The organism is Trichococcus sp. (genome assembly GCF_049589555.1).
GTDB lineage: Bacteria > Bacillota > Bacilli > Lactobacillales > Aerococcaceae > Trichococcus.
This window is the reverse complement of the sequence record NZ_JBAWAZ010000176.1, coordinates 1-17,646: the sequence shown is the minus strand read 5'-3', so window position 1 is coordinate 17,646 and position 17,646 is coordinate 1. Positions and strand designations below refer to the sequence as shown.

General features: G+C 46.5%; 15 protein-coding genes. 3 read left to right on the top strand and 12 right to left on the bottom strand.

Annotated elements, in window-relative coordinates:
• Positions 1-11: 11 nt before the first annotated feature.
• The 5 genes from WBV27_RS06990 to WBV27_RS06970 all read right to left on the bottom strand — a co-directional run bounded on the left by WBV27_RS06990 (position 12) and on the right by WBV27_RS06970 (position 4,043).
• On the bottom strand, positions 12-761 hold the full coding sequence (locus tag WBV27_RS06990; protein WP_424200642.1) for an acyl-[acyl-carrier-protein] thioesterase: 750 nt from the start codon (positions 759-761) through the stop codon (positions 12-14).
• 80 nt (positions 762-841) lie between these two features.
• Complete coding sequence (locus tag WBV27_RS06985) at positions 842-1,600, bottom strand: ABC transporter permease (protein WP_424200640.1); 759 nt, start codon at positions 1,598-1,600, stop codon at positions 842-844.
• 7 nt (positions 1,601-1,607) lie between these two features.
• Positions 1,608-2,255: an ABC transporter ATP-binding protein gene (locus WBV27_RS06980; protein WP_424200638.1), complete on the bottom strand. Its 648-nt coding sequence runs from the start codon at positions 2,253-2,255 to the stop codon at positions 1,608-1,610.
• Between the two features lie 196 nt (positions 2,256-2,451).
• Positions 2,452-3,219 carry a carbohydrate deacetylase gene (locus WBV27_RS06975; protein WP_424200636.1) on the bottom strand — a complete coding sequence of 256 codons (768 nt, stop codon included), beginning with the start codon at positions 3,217-3,219 and terminating at the stop codon, positions 2,452-2,454.
• A gap of 38 nt (positions 3,220-3,257) precedes the next feature.
• Complete coding sequence (locus WBV27_RS06970; RefSeq protein WP_424200634.1) at positions 3,258-4,043, bottom strand: SDR family oxidoreductase; 786 nt, start codon at positions 4,041-4,043, stop codon at positions 3,258-3,260.
• A gap of 219 nt (positions 4,044-4,262) precedes the next feature.
• Here WBV27_RS06970 and WBV27_RS06965 point away from each other — a divergent pair, with 219 nt between their 5' ends.
• Together WBV27_RS06965 and WBV27_RS06960 are read left to right on the top strand one after the other, a co-directional pair.
• A complete protein-coding gene (locus tag WBV27_RS06965; protein ID WP_424200632.1) occupies positions 4,263-5,393 on the top strand; it encodes an exonuclease SbcCD subunit D in 1,131 nt (376 codons plus the stop codon).
• The gene (locus WBV27_RS06960) at positions 5,394-8,453 is read left to right on the top strand and encodes an AAA family ATPase (protein ID WP_424200630.1); all 3,060 of its coding nucleotides are present in this window, start codon (positions 5,394-5,396) and stop codon (positions 8,451-8,453) included. It begins immediately after the preceding gene.
• A gap of 287 nt (positions 8,454-8,740) precedes the next feature.
• Here WBV27_RS06960 and WBV27_RS06955 read toward each other — a convergent pair whose 3' ends face one another.
• Entirely contained in the window at positions 8,741-9,154 is a 414-nt protein-coding gene (locus tag WBV27_RS06955) for a universal stress protein (protein ID WP_424200628.1), read from the bottom strand.
• Positions 9,155-9,374: 220 nt separating this feature from the next.
• Entirely contained in the window at positions 9,375-10,499 is a 1,125-nt protein-coding gene (locus tag WBV27_RS06950) for a carbohydrate kinase (RefSeq protein ID WP_424200626.1), read from the bottom strand.
• Positions 10,500-10,722: 223 nt separating this feature from the next.
• On the opposite strand from WBV27_RS06950, the gene WBV27_RS06945 reads away from it, so the two are divergent.
• Positions 10,723-11,346, top strand: a complete 624-nt coding sequence (locus WBV27_RS06945; RefSeq protein ID WP_424200624.1) for an HAD family hydrolase — start codon at positions 10,723-10,725, stop codon at positions 11,344-11,346.
• Between the two features lie 81 nt (positions 11,347-11,427).
• On the opposite strand, the gene WBV27_RS06940 is transcribed toward WBV27_RS06945, so the two are convergent.
• The 5 genes from WBV27_RS06940 to WBV27_RS06920 form a co-directional block, all read right to left on the bottom strand.
• Positions 11,428-12,087: a hypothetical protein gene (locus tag WBV27_RS06940; RefSeq protein WP_424200622.1), complete on the bottom strand. Its 660-nt coding sequence runs from the start codon at positions 12,085-12,087 to the stop codon at positions 11,428-11,430.
• A gap of 240 nt (positions 12,088-12,327) precedes the next feature.
• On the bottom strand, positions 12,328-13,491 hold the full coding sequence (locus tag WBV27_RS06935; protein ID WP_424200620.1) for a class C sortase: 1,164 nt from the start codon (positions 13,489-13,491) through the stop codon (positions 12,328-12,330).
• Complete coding sequence (locus WBV27_RS06930; protein ID WP_424200618.1) at positions 13,481-14,434, bottom strand: class C sortase; 954 nt, start codon at positions 14,432-14,434, stop codon at positions 13,481-13,483. Before WBV27_RS06930 ends, WBV27_RS06935 begins: the two co-directional genes overlap by 11 nt.
• A 167-nt stretch (positions 14,435-14,601) precedes the next feature.
• Positions 14,602-16,275 (bottom strand): SpaH/EbpB family LPXTG-anchored major pilin, encoded by a 1,674-nt coding sequence (locus WBV27_RS06925; RefSeq protein ID WP_424200616.1) that lies wholly within the window; start codon positions 16,273-16,275, stop codon positions 14,602-14,604.
• Positions 16,276-16,317: 42 nt separating this feature from the next.
• On the bottom strand, positions 16,318-17,646 hold a 1,329-nt coding region (locus WBV27_RS06920), incomplete at its 5' end, for a SpaA isopeptide-forming pilin-related protein (RefSeq protein ID WP_424200614.1).

The window sequence follows — 17,646 nt, the reverse complement described above, 5'->3', positions numbered from 1 at the left end:
GCTCCGCTTTTCTATACTTTTTTCCAGATCATATGGGCTTCGCATGCCAAGTCTTCGCCGTTCATGATGCGGTGCGCGGTGATGATTTCGCCGTTCTCCGCTTCTTTCGTCGACATGACGCTGGTGATGCTGTTGCCGTATTCGACTTCTTTTTCGTACTTGATGGTAACTGCAGTCATCTGGTGATCCATGATGAATTTCGGGTCGATCGTGTTGATGATCCAGTCGAAATATTTGGCGTTGTTGACATGGCGATTGTAGTCGATATCCAGGTATCTGACGCGGAAATCTTGTTCCTTGCGGTTTTCCGGCTCCAGTTGGATCGGCTTCTGCATGCGCACCATCGTCCGGATTTCATCAGCCTGATAGACGGTCAGCAGGTCTTTTTGGATCTGGACCATTTTACGGGTCTCGATGTCCATCATGACGAAGTTCGTCATCACTTCCACACACAATTGTTCGCTTTCATCATACGCCCGGAAACGGCGATAAGTGAAAAAGCGATTATAGCTCATGGCTTCCGTTTCAAGAATGATTTCCTCGCCTTGATGCGGCATGCGATTGATCTGCATGTCGTACTGCACGATGATCCAACTAAGTTCTCTTTCGGTCATCTGGTCATTCGTGTTCCCGAGTGAATCGCTTTGTTGTCCCGACAAATCCATCATCAGGTTGACGAGCGATGGCAAAGTGACCTCACCGGTGATGTCGCATTCATAGCCTTTGATGCGATGGGTTCTGCGATAGATTAATCCGCTCAACGTTTTTCCTCCAAAATCAATATTATAATAGAAAGGATACCATACTTCTCAGGGTGAACCAACCAAAAGCATGCGCAATTTCAGACGCGTAATTGCTGTCTGTCATTATAGAATTCGCGGTATGCCAAGAAAGAGGCGATATAGGAGGAGATGCTTGTCGCCGCCACCAGCATGAAAGTCACCATGATCTGATACATGATGGCCGTCATCGGTACGGTACCGGCAAACATCAGACCCGACATCATGCCCGGCAAGGAGACGATTCCCACCGTTTTGGCGGAATCCAAGGATGGCTGCATGCCTGATTTGATTGTTTCCCTCAAGATGGTGCGCGAAGCTTGATTCGGAGTCGCTCCCAACGACAGTTTTTCCAGGATCTGCTGGCGCTGATCGCGGAACAAGGAATTCAGGTTGCGATAACACAAGCCGATGGTCGTCATCGCATTCCCGGCTATCATGCCTGTGATCGGAACAATCTGTGAGGGGATAAATTTGACGGACCCGGACAGGACCAAAATGGATAACGTCAAAATCGCGGAAGCCGAGATGGCGATGAGCGAAATCTTCAAGGAATTCGGGATACTGCTGCTGCGTTTGTGGGCATTCCATGACGCATTGAAGACGATTACGGCAACCATCACCAAAGTGACGATTGTGTTGTTCACATTGAACAGATACGTCAACACGTACCCGACCGCAATCAGCTGAACAACGGCTCTGGCAATGCTGTACAAAATGTCTTTGGCCGTGCCTAATTTTTCTTTGTAGGAGATGTAGACTCCCACCATCACCAACGAAAAGCTCAACATGAGCGTGATTGGACTGACTTGTAGATCCATCTTAGTTCTACTCCCCTTTTACGATTTTTCCTGCAACGATATGGATGTTCTTATCAGCCAAGCTGGATTCTTCCTCATTATGGCTGACCATGATGATCGTCATATCGGCATGCTCCCGCATTTCGTGGAGCCATTTCCAGATGATCTGGCGATTCGCTTCATCCAAGGCGCTCGTCACTTCATCGAGCAGGAGGATTTTCGGTTGAAACAGGACGTTGCGGATCAAAGCGACACGCTGTTTTTCTCCGCCTGACAAGGTATTGATTTCTTTATCCAAATATTCCTTCGGCAGCCCAAGCGACTCCAGATATGCGACTGCTTTCTTTTCATCGAATTCCTTTTTGCGGATTTCGTATGGGAAAGCCAAATTATCGCGGACGGTTTTTCCAAACAAAACGGGTGTCTGGAACGTGTAGGAAACCTCCTTGCGGTATTCGGTAGGTTCGTACGCATCCAGAGACTTCCCATTGTAGCGTATTTCCCCTTCGGTACGCGAAAGGATTGTCGCGATGATCTTCAACAGGGTGCTTTTGCCGCTTCCGGACGGGCCGGTTATCGAGAGAAAGTCCCCCTCCTCAAGCGAATAGGTGATGTCATCCAGTATGACTTTGCCATCTGACACAAAGCTCAGATGTTCCATTTCCAATAATGCCATTTTTAAATTGCTCCTTTATCATTCAAATTGCAGACGAAACAGTTGCGAAACCCCAAAATCGCTGTACAGGTCGTTTATGCTTCATTTCTCTATTCTATCACTACTTTCCGTATTCCTGCTAAAGATAATCATTATAATTTAGTAGTAAATACAAAAAGACAACCCCTGAATGGGGCTGTCTTTATCACAAACATCATTATTCTTTCAATTCCGCATAAGAAATCAGCTGGATTGCCTCGTCTTCGCGAATCCGATCCGCAAAATCGGAATGCATCAAGAATTCAGCCATGTAGGCCCGGTCCTTCTGCAGACTACTCACGCGTTCCAGGCTTGCGTCGACATAGCCGGGATGGACAATCAATTCAACCGATGTGTCCGCTTTTTCCAGGACGGTCATGATATCATCCAATTTCTCCATCACACTCATCCCCAATTCGGCCTGCGGTTTTTCAGCAGCGAAACCGAGGTCGAATTGACGGTCCGTGTGCAATACCCCATGGCTACCTTCAAAGTGGTCCCGGATCGGCAGATCGTACTGAATCGCCAGCGACAGGATGACTTTGTTGAGCGGCTCCAGCATATGCACATGGTGGTGCGAATCCAAATGCGTTGGTTTGATGCCCGCCTTGCGCACCTTTTCGATCTGCGCATGCCACTCCGCATAGACTTCATCCAAATCCAGCGAAGCCGCATGCTGCTGTACGTATTCCCTTGTATGGAAACGCCCGTTGGCACTGATGCTGACTGAATCAGGCAGTAAAGGCTTGCCGAGCGTCAAATTCAGATGGACCCCGACTTCCAGATCCGGATGATCGGATGCCAACTCCACTGCATGATCGAAAGCCGATCCGTTTGCAATAAGAGTCGTCGAGGTGGTGATGCCGTACAAAAAACTGTCGATGATGCCGTAGTTCACGCCATTTGTGAGACCAAAATCGTCTGCGTTGATGATTACTTGTCCCATAAGTCATTCTCCTGTCTGTTTCGGATGGCGGTTCGCCTTCAAATCGCTTTGACTGCCCCGCCATCCACATAAAGTGTGCTGCCGGTAATGTAGGTGTTCGCATCGGAAAGAAGAAAAACGACGGCTTTCGCGAATTCTTCCGGTGTACCGTAGCGTCCCAAAGGAATACCTGCAATCGCAGCTTTGTCGACTTCAGCCAATGACAATTCTTTCGCTTTGGCGTTCGCTTCATTCAGATATTTCAGGCGATCGGTTTCAATTTTTCCCGGCGCAACAACATTCACAAGAATGTTGTCGGGCGCCAATTCATCGGCAAGCGTCTTGCTCAAACCGACGATACCATTCCGGAACGTATTGGAAAGGACCAGATTCGGCAACGGCGTCTTCACCGAAATCGAAGCGATATTGACGATGCGTCCGCCCTCTTTGCGAAGGTCAGGCAGCACTTCGCGGATGATCCGGATATAGCTCAGCAAGTTCAATTCGAAGGCCTGTTGCCATGCCTCATCGGAGAAAGAATCGAATTTCCCGCTGGGCGGACCGCCTGCATTGTTCAACAAAATATCGATTTTCCCGAACACTTCATGCGTCCTTGCCACCAGCTTCTGGATATCCTCATTTTTGGTGATGTCGCAAGGGAAATAAGCGACCTTTCCGCCATGCAAGGCTTCCAGTTCTTCTTTCACCTCAGCCAATTTGTCTTCGCTTCTGCTGGCCAGCATGACGTGCGCACCTTCTTTGACGAGTTCCTTCGCCACCGCTTTGCCCAATCCTTGGCTTGAAGCGATGACCAATGCCACTTTGTTCGTTAACCCCAGATCCATTTCGGTTCCTCCTTCAACTACTTTCTTTTGATATTCTCTTACTCATACTATAGCCCAAACGCGTCCACATCACTAGCATTTCACTCGCTCTGCTGCATTTGTCCCTGCTAGCCTCCGGGATAGTCTGTTATAATGGAAGATGAACTTGTTTACTTTAAAAATAAAATACGCGCAACTTTTTTATTAAAAAATACTAACCGATGGACAGGAGACTTTCCCATGAGAATACTGCATACGGCTGATTGGCATCTGGGCAAAATCGTCAATGATTTTTCCATGCTGGAGGACCAGCGCCACTACTTGATGAACTTGATTGAAACACTCAAAGAAAAAGATATCGATGCGATCATCATGGCCGGGGACCTTTACGACCGCGCTTTGCCGCCGAAAGAAGCGGTGGCGCTGGCCAACAGGACACTGACACGGATGGTGAAGGAATTGGGCGTGCCAGTGTTCGTCATCGCCGGCAACCACGACAGCAACGAGCGTATCGAATATGCCGCTGACCTGCTGGCCGACAGCCGCCTCTACATAGAGGGAACCATGAAACCGGCCATCCGAAAAGTTGCTTTCGAGGGAACCAATTTCTATCTGCTGCCCTTTGCTGACCATGTCTACGTCCGCGAAACGCTTCAGGACGACACCATCAAAAATATGGAGGATGCCGTACGTGCGCAACTGGCGACCGTCAAAGCAACGATGAACCCGGAAGAAGTGAACATCCTGATTGCGCATGGTTATGTGATCCAGGCCGGAAACGACACGAGCGAACCTTCCGATTCCGAACGTCCGCTCAGCATCGGCACTTCCGAATACGTGGATGTGTCGCTGTTCGAGGATTTTGATTACGTCGCTCTTGGGCATCTGCACAAAGCCCAGAAAGTCAAAAACGACAAAGTTCGCTACAGCGGATCGATCCTGAAGTATTCCAAATCGGAAACCCCGCATCAAAAGCAGACGAGCATCGTAACCATAGAAAAAGACAAACTGGAGATCGAACCGCTCCGCATCAAGCCTTTGCGCGATATGCGCACGATCAGAAGCACGTTTTCCGAGTTGATGAACGGCCAATCCGACGATTACCTGTTCTTTGAACTGGAGGATACGGAATATGTGCTGGACGCGATGAACCAATTGCGCCGTCGCTATCCGCAGGCGATGGGCCTCGAATACGTCAGCCGGAGAGAAACCGAATCGATGGCCTTGCAGCATAACCGCGAGGATCTCCAACAGTTGTCCTACCCGGATCTGTTCAAGGACTTTTATGAGCAATACCGCGCCATGGAATTGGATGAATCCGGTCAAAAAATCGTTGCGGATGTCTTTGCCGCTTTGGGAAGGAAAGATTAGATGAGACCCTTAAGATTAGAAGTGAGTGCCTTCGGGCCATACAAAGAAAAAATCGTATTGGACTTCACGCAATTCCAGAACCAAACCTTATTTCTTGTGAGCGGACCTACGGGTGCCGGCAAGACCACGATTTTCGACGCCATCGCTTACGCCCTTTACGATGTCGCCAGCGGCAGCAGCCGGGAAAAGGACACTTTCAAGTCGCAGTTCGCAGCGGAAGAGTCGGTCTGTTACGTTGATCTGGAGTTCGAATACAACGGGAAGACTTACCGCGTCAGACGCTCCCCTGCCCAGACGGGTCCCGGAAAGAGCGGGAAAATCATCAACCTTTTAGCTGACGTGGCCTTCTATCACGACGACACGGTGACGACGAAAGCGCGCGATGCCAATGCGGAAATAGAACAGCTGCTTTCCTTGAATTACGAGCAGTTCAAACAGATTGTCATGCTGCCGCAGGGGGAATTCAAGAAGCTGCTTGAATCGAACAGCACCGAAAAAGAGACCATCTTCCGGAACATCTTCGGGACCGAAATCCTGAAAAGTTTCCAGGAGGAACTGAAGGAAAAAGCCAAATTGCTCCAAGTCCAAGCGACTTCTGCCCAAGATTCCCTGCAAACGGCCTATTCGTTTGCCTCCGGAATAAACGATGACGCCCTGCAGGAAGTACTCATCTTGCAGGACACCGAGCGCATTCTAGTTCGGATCGCGGAACTGTTGGCTGCGCTCGAAGAAGAGCGCAGCGCCAAAGAACTGCAGCTCGCGAATTTGCGTTCACAAAGCCAATCCGCTTCCGATACCATCAAATTGCTGGAAGATATCGCACAGTTGGAGGCCAGGCTGAAAGTTCTTGAAGAAGAAGAATCGTCTGTCCTCGGATGGAAACAGCAATTGGAACGCCATGAACAAGCCGTCAAAGCTGAGGGAAAAAGATTGCTGTGCGTTACAGCATCCACAAACCAGAATGCAAAACAGGAACAAGCCAAACAAAATGACGATCTTTTCGACCAATTGAATCAGGCTTCACGCGATAAAAAACCAGCGTTCGAAGCAATTTCGCAAGCCTTTTCCCTGATCCCGGACTTGCGTGAGCAGGTAGACGCCGTGAAGGAACAGGAAAAACAGCTTGTCGCATTGGCGAAGAAAGAAAAAGAACTGATCGTTTGCCAGAAAGCGTGCGAAGATGCCACGAAAGAACTGCAGAAACATGCGGAACTCCAGCAAGCGCAAAAAATAAAACAGGAACAATGCCAGCAGAAGCTTTCGGAAGTGAAACGAGCCCAAAAGGATGCTGCCATCATGCAAGAGCAATTGAGTGCCTGCAGAATGAACGTACAGCAATCCGATCAGCTCCACAAAAGGATCGTACAGACCGAAAAAGTGTTGGCTGAACAACTTGAAAAAGTCGAGCGATTCCTGATTCTCGAAAAAGCATACATGACGGTCGATCAACAGTTCAAGGATGAAACCCTCCTCTACAATCGCAACATCGCCGGCATCTTAGCCGAACAGTTGGTTGGCGGAGAAGCTTGCCTTGTCTGCGGTTCAACGGACCATCCCGCACCCGCGCAAAAAACGGCGGACACCCTCTCGGATCAGGACCGGGAATTGCTGGAGAAAAAACGGAATCAGGCCTATGCGGATTACCAGCAAGCGACTGCCGAACTTTCAGGTATCCGAAAACAATTGGTTGATCTCTTCACTGAGTTCGCTGTCCCGGCTGAATCTTTCGAAAGCTACAAACAAGAGCAGAAAGAAAAACGCGATACGGAGATTGCGTCAGAAAAAGCATTGCTGTCGGAGATGAAAAATCTGCAGAGGGTGCTTGATGAAGAAGATGCCCTCGTAAAGGTGCACAACGACATCGAAGCGAAGCTGCAGGAGATCGACCAGAACCGTATTGCCCTTCAGCAAACGTTGCTCTTGAACGAAACCCTTTCCCGGGACCTGCTGTCCGAAATTGACCTGGAAAAGCAATTTTTGGGCGACAAAGACCTCCCAATCGTTCAAAAAGAGATCCTGCAACTGAACGAAAAGATTGAAACTTGCACAAGCGCCTATAACAAACTGAAAAACGAGCTGACGGACCTCGAGAAACAGCTTGCTGTCTGCCTTGCCAACCGGACCACCTACGCAGCTCAAGTCCAGGAAGCCACAACTGCTTTGCTGGATGCTGAGACGATATACACAACGGCACTGGATGCTGCCGGTCTCGAAGAACCTTTCAACCATCTGATTTTGGATAAGACTCTGTGTCTGGACATCCTGAAACGGATCCGCAGTCATGAAGACGACCTGAATGTCACAGTGACCCGTTTGCGCGATCAAAGGAAAGCCGCAGCCGCATTGGATCCGGATCAGACAATCGCCTCCTGCGCCGAGCAAAAAGTGCTTCTGGACAATGCCATCCGCGAATCGGAAGAGCAAAAAGATCAGCTCGCCGGCAACATCCAAATGCTCAAAAAAGCGGCCCAAGAAATCGCCGCAATCTACAAAAAGCAGCAGCAGATCATTGCCGATTACCAAAAATACAGGACCTTGTCGGACATCGCCAACGGCACCAAAGAAACCGACTATATTTCCTTCGAGCGCTATGTGCTTGCGATCTACTACGAGGAAATCATCGAAGCCGCCAACCTTCGCTTCCAACAGATGACCAACAACCGTTACCTGTTGTTGCGGAAGGAAGACAAAGGAAAAGGTGCCGGAGCCAAGGGGCTGGACCTGGATGTATTCGACCATTACACCGGCCAAACCCGCAGCGTCAAAACGTTATCGGGCGGCGAAAGCTTCAAGGCATCCCTTGCGCTTGCTCTAGGACTCAGCGACGTGATGCAGAGCCGCAGCGGCGGCATCCAGATCGATACGCTGTTCATCGATGAGGGCTTCGGTTCATTGGATCCCGAATCATTGGATTCCGCAATCGAAGCGTTGTTCTCCCTGAACAGCAGTGGACGATTGGTCGGCATCATCTCGCACGTTGAGGAACTGAAAACGCGGATACCAGTCCATATCGAAGTCGACCGCACAGCGGAAGGAAGTACCGCTAAAATCATTTTGTAGAAAAGCGGAACGGGTTCGTTCAGCCCTGAAAGAAATTTAGGAAATCGTGCCGACTGAGCATCGCAGAGCGCAATAGGTACGATTTATCTAATTTCCGAAGGGTTAACCCGTGAAGCTAGCCATCATTATAGGAAGCATGAAATATTTTACAAACCTATAAAACACCTCCGGTGATGCGCTATGAGGTTCGAAACATTTATACTTTCTCAAAAAAAGGAAAGTCCAGCTACGTAAACGTAGCTGGACTTATTTTGCGTCTCCTGATCCGTTGGTTCAAAAGCGTCTGATCAATCTTCCCTTACAATTAATACATCACACGGTGCATGTTTGATGACATGATTCGTCACGGATCCGACCACCAATTTTGCGATGGTGCCTTTACCGGTTGCACCCATTACAATCAAATCACAATTCCATTCTTCCACAAGCGTCTTCGCAATCATTTCCTTTGGATTGCCAGTGCGCATTTCCTTGTGCACCGCGACCCCGTTTGCCCGCGCGTACCTGTCAAATTCATCGAATAAAGAGTCCTTATCCTTCTGCAGCTGTGCGGCCTCTTCGGCATTGTCCAATTTATCCAGTATCGCAACAAGATAAAGCGCGGCATCGTTCCTTTCAGCGATATGGACCGCCTGTTTGAACGCCTTGATCGAAGCCTCCGATCCGTCCACTGGGATCAATATGTTTTTATAATGAACCATTCAAACTCACTCCTTTGGAATAATCAACCAGAAAACGCTTTCCTTACTCTTATTTTACTATACTTACGGAAGAAACAAAAGATTAGCGGTGCTTCAGTTGATAAATTTACAAACCAAAAAAGAGCCCGGATTACAGGCTCTTTTTGGTTATTTCGTTACTCCAATGAACATCCCATCGGGGTATAGCTTCATTTCACTTGAGCTGAAAGCTCTTGTCCATCTAAATTTCTCTGCTTTCCAACTTGCCGATTTCTTTGACATCCTTGCGCAATACCGCTTGAGATAGGTTCGGACGGACTTTGTAGGCTGATTTCGATGACATGACGGCATTCACTAAGCCAGTCTGGATCATTTCCGAAATATCATCAGTCCTCAAGTAGGAATAGACGATTCCGGCACAAAGCGCTTCGTTCGTTCCCCATATGTAGGTATCGCTGTTGCTGTTCTTCAGGTCATAGATGTGCATACCGTATTTTTCGCTGGCATAGCCTACGCTCTGACTGTTTTTGGTGATGATGACATGCTGCACCCCTTTATCCAACCAAAGCTGCAAAGCTTCCCGCAAAGAGGCATCATCCTTGATTTCAATCCCGAAGTGTTTCTCGGTTTCGTCATGCTTCGTAATCAGCAGTTTCAAACCCTTCAGATTTTCCGGGATATTATACAGCTTCAGCAAGGATGCGCTGACTAGGGTGACCGGAATATTGTACTTCGCGCCGATCTCAAGCAAGTGCTCCACGCTTTCTTTCGGACAGTTCGAGTCGATTATGATCATCTTCGCCCTCTTTAGTGTCGCCAAGTGTTTCAACAACCATTTCGGCTGCATGTATTCATAGATATCCATCTCTGCCAATCCGATGATCATCTTACCTGATTCATCGATGACTTCCATAAAGGTTCCTGTCGAAAAGCCAGGGACCATTTCCACTTCGGATGTCTTCATCAACGGGCGCATGGATTCCTCAATCGTATGCCATTCCGCGTCGTCTCCCACTAAAGATAGCATGACGACATCTTCCTGCAGCCTGCCCAGATTCTCAGCGATGCTGAGGGCAACCCCACCGATCGACGTTTGCGATGTGACATTGTTCGATTGTCCGTGAATTAGACCGCCTTCCACGAAATAGCGACGATCGATGCAGGCAGCGCCGATGCAGACGATTGGTCTCGTGTCATTGATGACATAGGCTTTCCCCAAAAGGTATCCCCGTCTTACTAAGCCGGAAATGATGTTAGCCACCGCAGGACGGGACAGGCCGATTTTTGTAGCCAAGTCTTGCTGTGAAATAAAAGGATTTTCTTTTATGTAGCTCAGTATTTTTGATTCTTTTTCGTTTAAAGCCATGTTTCAATTCCCCTTACTTTATGAAAACTCGGCAATGCCGAAATTATTCTTTTAGCAACACTGCATGCTCCTAAAGGTATAGTATATAACCAATGAACGCAGATGCCAAACGAACATGGCATATTGTAACCTTTTTTTAATGCGTTTGCATCAATCCGGGCAGTTTTATTACTGTTCAAAGCTGTGCTATAATGATGTGGACTATTCTAAGGGAGCTGTTTATATGATTCATACATTTATTTTTGACGTCGACGGCACAATCGTTGATACTGAAGATTCCATCTTCAGAGGTCTGGATGACATCCTTCGGGAACATGCCGGCCGACATGCAACACCGGAAGACATGCGTACGATTTTCGGCATACCGGGTATGGAAGGCTTGCAGTCTTTGGGATTCACACCTGAAGAAGCTGCCGATCTGCATCCGAAGTGGAGTGCACAATCGAAAACTTATGCGGACAGCGTGAGTATATTTGCTGGAATGGAAGATACGCTGCGTTATTTGAAGGAAAACAATCACCTGCTGGGCATTGTCACCTCCAAGACAAAAGAGAGTTACGAGCTGAACATCACACCCTACGGTTTGGATGACTATTTTGACGTCATCATCACATCCAGCGATACCGAAGAACACAAGCCATCCGGTCAACCTTTGACGGAATGCTTGCGCAGATTGGGCATTGCCGAAAATGAAGCCATCTACATCGGGGATTCCATTTACGACAACCAGTGCGCACGCAATGCCGCTGTTGCATTCGGATTGGCGGAATGGGGATCGCATACGTCAGAAGGATTCGATGCCGATCACATCTTCAAGACACCTTCAGATATTTTATCTATTCTGTAGAAAATGTAGGCAACCTGGAAACAGGTTGCTTTTTTCATTTTAGAATGGATTGGTGCGGTCCAAATTGGCATATTATGGTTCTCACCGTACGTCCTCAACGCGCTTCAGCCTTGCCAGCAGTTCATCTGCCGCTTCTTCATTTTTATTTCTCATGTATAAGGCATGGCTTTCCAGATAGGAATCCCGGGCTCTTTCCAATTCATTGAGGGTGAAATGATAATCGCCGAGGCCGCGCATGATGTCGGCTTGGCATTCTTCATCTCCCGACTTATCGGCATATTGTTTTGCCTTGTCCAGATTAATTTTGCCCTTCATTGGATTCCGTTGCAGCAATGACAGCGTGGCCGCTTCGTGGTAGCTTCGCGCTAATCCGCAATAATCATCAGGGAAATGTGTCAGCCGGAAAGTGATCTCTTCCTCACACATCAGGGCAGCCAGATCATATTCTTCCATGTTGCGGGTATTCACCGCCAAGGCATGCAGATACTCAGCTTCCTTCTCCAGATTTTTGTTTTTTTTCGCGTAAAACAAAAGTTCCTCGAGACATTCTTTGGACCCATCAAAATTTTCCTGCGCAGCGTAGCACTTCGCCAGCTTGTTTACGACTTTTTGGTATTCTTCCGATTTCGGATCATCCAACAAATATAAAGCATCAATGTATTTTTTCTCAGCATGAGCAAAATCGTTCGCCTGCATGGCAATTTCAGCGATTTCAATCAGTTGATGAACTTCCTTATCCATAACGCATCCCCCTTGCTTCACAAAGAAATTGTTATCGTTTTCATCACCATCTTAACATCATTAAGGTCGTTTCACAAAGGATAACGATAGCAACACTATTAGATGTGCCTCCCTTCAGAAATACGCATCACCTAACTCAGTGAATGAAAATGACGCCCTATTCCAGAGCGCCATCATCAATATCTCAAAAGTTTTTTAAATTCTTTAATGCGATTACATTCGTTCGGAAAATATGTTTCATTATCCTTTCCTTGTATTTTTCACAATCAATCCGATACTGACAGCAATACTCAATAAGCCTGCAATGATAATCAAACGATTAATCCATTTATGATTGCGGGCTGTTGTTGAAATGTCTGTTTCGGACTCTAAAAGTTGAACAGAAGTATTTTCTGATGAAGACACGGAAGTCTCCTCGTTACTTTGCTGTGCTTCATCCTCGTCCACCGGTAAAACAGTGTTCTCTTCAATGGCTTCATCGCCATCCCAGGTTTCTACAATTTCCGTATTGTCCTCAGTATAGGATGTTTGTTCATCCAAAACTTGCCCCTGCGCATCAGGGTACGCCGAGCCAATTTCCGTATCTTCCGTATTGGTTTTGCCGATTAGTGGGTCTTCTGAGGCGCTCGCGTACTCAACAGATTCACCCTCATCGTATACCCTCGATCCGTAGATAAGCAGTCTATATCGGTCTGTAGGATAAGGTGTGCACGTCAGTAAAGTTACTAAATCCTCTGCCTCGACGATACCTAGCGAAGAGGTATCGTCAGGTTCGATTATAGCCTGTCCTGTGACCTCATACGTCAACACTTTATTCAATACATGAATATAAAAAAGGTCCCCTGTTTCCATTTGATCGATATATCTGAAAAATGTCGCGCCGTAATACCCTCGATGGCCTGCAATGACGGCATGCGTTCCAGATCCCCCTGTCGGCAACGATGATTCTGTCACTTGAGCAACACCTTTTGCAAGATTGTTAGGAGTGGCTCCTAGAAAAATAGGCAACATCTCACCAATTTTCGGTATTTCGATGAAAGCAAAAACGTCATCTTCAGCAATCAAACTAGGCTGATTCCCTCCGGAAGTCATCTGGTTGGTAAATGGATCGCTCAACGTAACATGATTGCTCACGGTTTTGGTGCTGTCTGCAGAAATTTCCAGGAGTTCGGAATCATTTTCAATATCCAGATTATCAGCAATGGTGTTGTTGTTTATCGAGGCTGCCTCACTAAAAAATTGTTGTATCTGATCTTCATTTAAGTCAGTGATTGTTTCCTTATACAGATCTATTTGATGTTGGTAGCCTAAATTATTGTAAAAGATGACTACTTGCGGGACCAAAATGATGGATACTCCCAAAATGAAGAGCAGCAGGTATCTGTTCTTCTTTTTATTTTTCATTTTGATCACCTTCTTTTATGCGTCTTCTTCTGTATAGGATAATACCAAAAAGGAGAAGAGTGGACGCCATCACTGCAATCCGGTAGATGTTGTTGTTGTTGTAGTCTTGTGTCTTCACGACTTTGGAGGAATCCGCTTCTTGGGGTTCATCCACAATTTCTTGAACCTCTTCATAAGCAACCCTATGGCCCGACACTAACAGACGATGCGTATTGATCATGTAAGGGGTACAGGTAATCAAAGTGACCAAATCCTCACCCTCAACAATCTTCAATGACTCGGTTTCGTCCGGCAATACCGTATTGATTGTATCCACTTCGTAGGCGAGGGTTCCGTTGATGGAGTGAATAAAAAAAATATCTCCAACAGCTAATTTGTGCAGATCTGTAAATAATTTTGCACTCGGCAGTCCATTGTGTCCTGTCAAGGTCGCATGAGTACTGGCTCCTCCTACTGGTAAAGAGCTCCCTTCAAGTAAACCAACCCCTTCTTGAAGTACTTTTTCACTGGTACCAAAATAGATTGGAATATCAACATCCATTTTTGGGATCTCGATATGCCCGAGTGCTTCACCAACGGAACCTGCTAAGGCATCATATATCACAGCTTCCTCACCTGCAGAAGTAGCAACTTCTCTATCAATTGTGCTGTTTTCGGATTCGATCTTTTTATCGCCATCATCCAAAATGCCTTCAAAAGGGTCCTCATATTCAATTCCGGACTGATTCAGGTTATCGTTGTATGCCATCATTTCTGCCAGTTTTTGTCTTTTTTCCTGTTCTTTCATTTGATCAACTTTATCTTGATAAGAATCGATTACCTGATTTTGAAAATACTCCACATATACATTACTCAGTATTGGATATAAAAAAATGCCTAACCCTACAGCAAAAATGGCTGCCAGTAGAATCTTCTGCATTTTCTTTGAAATAGTTATTTTCAATACAAACACCCACTTTCCTGATCAAGTAAAGTGCAGAAGACGATGAACATCTGCTACCTATTTTGAGTGCACTTTCTGTTCATCCAAGAGGCTTTCCTATGAAAGCCTCTTGGATGAACAGGCGATAATATCGCCTGTCCAAATCAGGTTTTAATATTTAATTCTTATTATTCTTCCACGCCGTCTTTCTTATACAATTTCACTGCACCCAGCATCAGTACTGACCCTATTATTGAAAAGACTATTGTACCCATACCACCTGTTGATGGCAGAGTCAATGTAGGGGCATTTGTGATTGTTGCAGTGCTTGCGTCAGCGTAGCTTCCGAGACCGACCGTGAAGTTGACATCCGCTCTCAAGTTATAGCCTGTTGGTGCTTTCGTTTCTTCTAAAGTGTAGTTGCCATAAGCCAATCCAGTCACTTCAAACTTACCGTCAGCTCCTGATTTGAAGACGCGGGCGGTTGCCTTGCTGCCCCATGACCAGTCAGATTGAAGGTAATCAGTTGTTCCGGCTTTGAAAATTTTGAACTCTGCTCCGGACAAAGCCGCCGAATCCGTTGTTTTGCCGACTTTCACGAATTTCTTACCGCCTGTGTGCACTTCGGGCAAATCAGGAACATCCTCTTCGTAAGGTGTACCATCCAAAGTTGTTCTGATTGTAGCATTGTTTTCGATTTCATCATCCATCACAGCGTTTTCATTGATGCTTGTTTTGAATTCTACAGTCACTTTTTGACCAGCATAGTCTTTCAGTGATGCAGGATTTATATTGATTGAAAGCAAAGCCCCGGCCGTACCTACTAGCGGTTCAGGAAAAATATAATCAACACTTGGCACGAGCACATGGTTTCCTGCTTTGATGCTGAATGAATTCTCATAGTCCAAGGCAGGATCCAAGATATCTGTGATGATATAGCTCTCATAATCCTTGATATCGCCAGGGATAGTGGTTTGTATAATCCAAGTTTTCAATTCATTGATATTCGCTGTGTCCGTTTTCGTTCCTATAGCTGTGATAAATTTATCGATCGTAGGATACAGGAAGTTATCGTCAGCGACACCTATGGTCTCGTCATGATCAATGATTGTGATATCGAATTCTACTGGGGTTTTATTTAATCCATAACCAGTAGGGGCGATAGTTTCAATGAAGTAGTAGTGACCAACTGTCAGATTTTCGACATTGATTTTTCTGGTTATTGCGTTAGTAGGATATGAACCGATCAGTGTATCATCGGCAGTCCCATCAGCGGCATCCCCTTTGTAGAGTGCAAAAGTAGCCACAGGGTAAGGCGCTACTGCATCGCCTTCGAATGATTTCGTTAATTCCGCTTTACCTAGAACCAACTGGTTTTTTGGATACACATGCACATTTTCGTTCCATGTTACATTGTCAGGATTCATCATCGGAACATCGACCAAAAAGTTAGGTGTGAATGATTCGATCCCGGATGGCGTTCCAGCAGCCGTGATGTCTTCAACTACCAAATAGCGTCCAGCCGCCAACCCGGTAAATTCTGCTATTCCTGAGGCGTTCGTCACAAGTGATACCGGTGTAACTCCACCAGGAATCGTAGTAACGGTTGCGTCGTCCGCGACTTTGTATACTTTAAATGTGACCCCCGGCAAGGCCGATGTACCCGAAGGAAGTGCCGGTAAGGCTAAACCATCGTTATTGATGACTGGAGCCGTTTCGGTATGATATTGTAACTTGTGGATACTCAATGTACCAGTGGTTGGCCGCTCTGTAGCCGCATATGCTGCGCTAGGAAGCGCAACACCAAACAAAACCATAACTGACAACAATGCGGTGAAAAAAAGTTTGATCTTTTTACTCATCTTCTTCTCCTCCTTTAGACTCAGTTATTACGCAAATTGTAACTATTTCTTTTTCTTATAGACAAATCCGGTGCCAAACATAATGGCTAGTCCGACTAAAGTGAATACTGTTGTCCCCATTCCGCCAGTGGATGGCAACTCTTTGACTGGCACATTTTCTATTGTCTTCGAAACATCGATATGGTTGGCATCTATGACAACTTCGATATCTTCATCCAACAGATTGAATCCATCGGGCGCTTGGATTTCCACTAATTTATACGTACCATAAGGGATGTTCGCCCAGGTAATCTGCCCGTTGGAATCGGTCGTGCCTCTAACTTCATTGCCATCGATATCTTTGACAATGCTGTCATCAGCTTTTCGGAGTTCAAAAATTGCGCCATCCAGATTTTTTGTAGGATCAGATTTGTCGACTTTCAGTACAGCGAGTGAACCGATATTCAATGTGTTGGTGATCGTGAAGCCATTGTCTGAAGAGGTTACCACTGCCATATATTTGTCGACACCCACCTCTTCGATTGTATAGATATACAACTGACCCGGGCTTTCATATTTCGGAAGATCTTCGAAGACCCCACTCCACACGCCGTTAACATCCGGTGTGATCACAATCGTGTCATAAGGTGAATCCCCTGTTTGGTAATTCTGGTAAACATTGACAGTAATGTTTGATGGTCTTGTTTGCAGCAAATTATTGTTGTCATTCCAAACCTTAGTGACCGGAATATCAATTTTATCCACTGCATTTTTTATTACCAATGGATTACTTGAAACCGTTACAGGATTCGGCGTACCGGGTTTTGTCACAGTAACCTCTACTGCTCCGATTGCACTTAATCCCACTGTCACCGTATAGACTATCGGATCTGCTATATATCCAGTCGGAGCGACTGTTTCTTGTAATGTATACGTCCCTCTTGTAAGACCGGTAAATTCGGCAAATCCATTCGCAGCTGTCGACTGCGTTGTGGTAGTGCTGTCTTTTGCCAGAGTGAAGGTGGCAGGATTGTCGGTAATGACCGTACCGGATTCATTTTCCTTCCTGATTGTCAGACTGCCTGTTTTGACTCTGACCCACATATAGGCAATAGCCTTACAACCGCTAGAGTCTGTAACGATAAGCTTGTATTTCGTGTCGGTTGTCGGGGATAGCGTTGGATTTTCAGCTGTGGAAATGACAGTTTCGGATCCATCTACATACCAAGCGTAAGTATAGGTACCGTCCCCATCGCCACCAGTTATCGGACTCATATAGTTTTCAGCAGCAGGATCATTACCGATCGCCAACTGAATGGAATCGCCCAACAGGATAGTGGCATCTGTCAACGTTACGCTCAATCTAGCCGGCACATTCACTTGAGGTTTAGG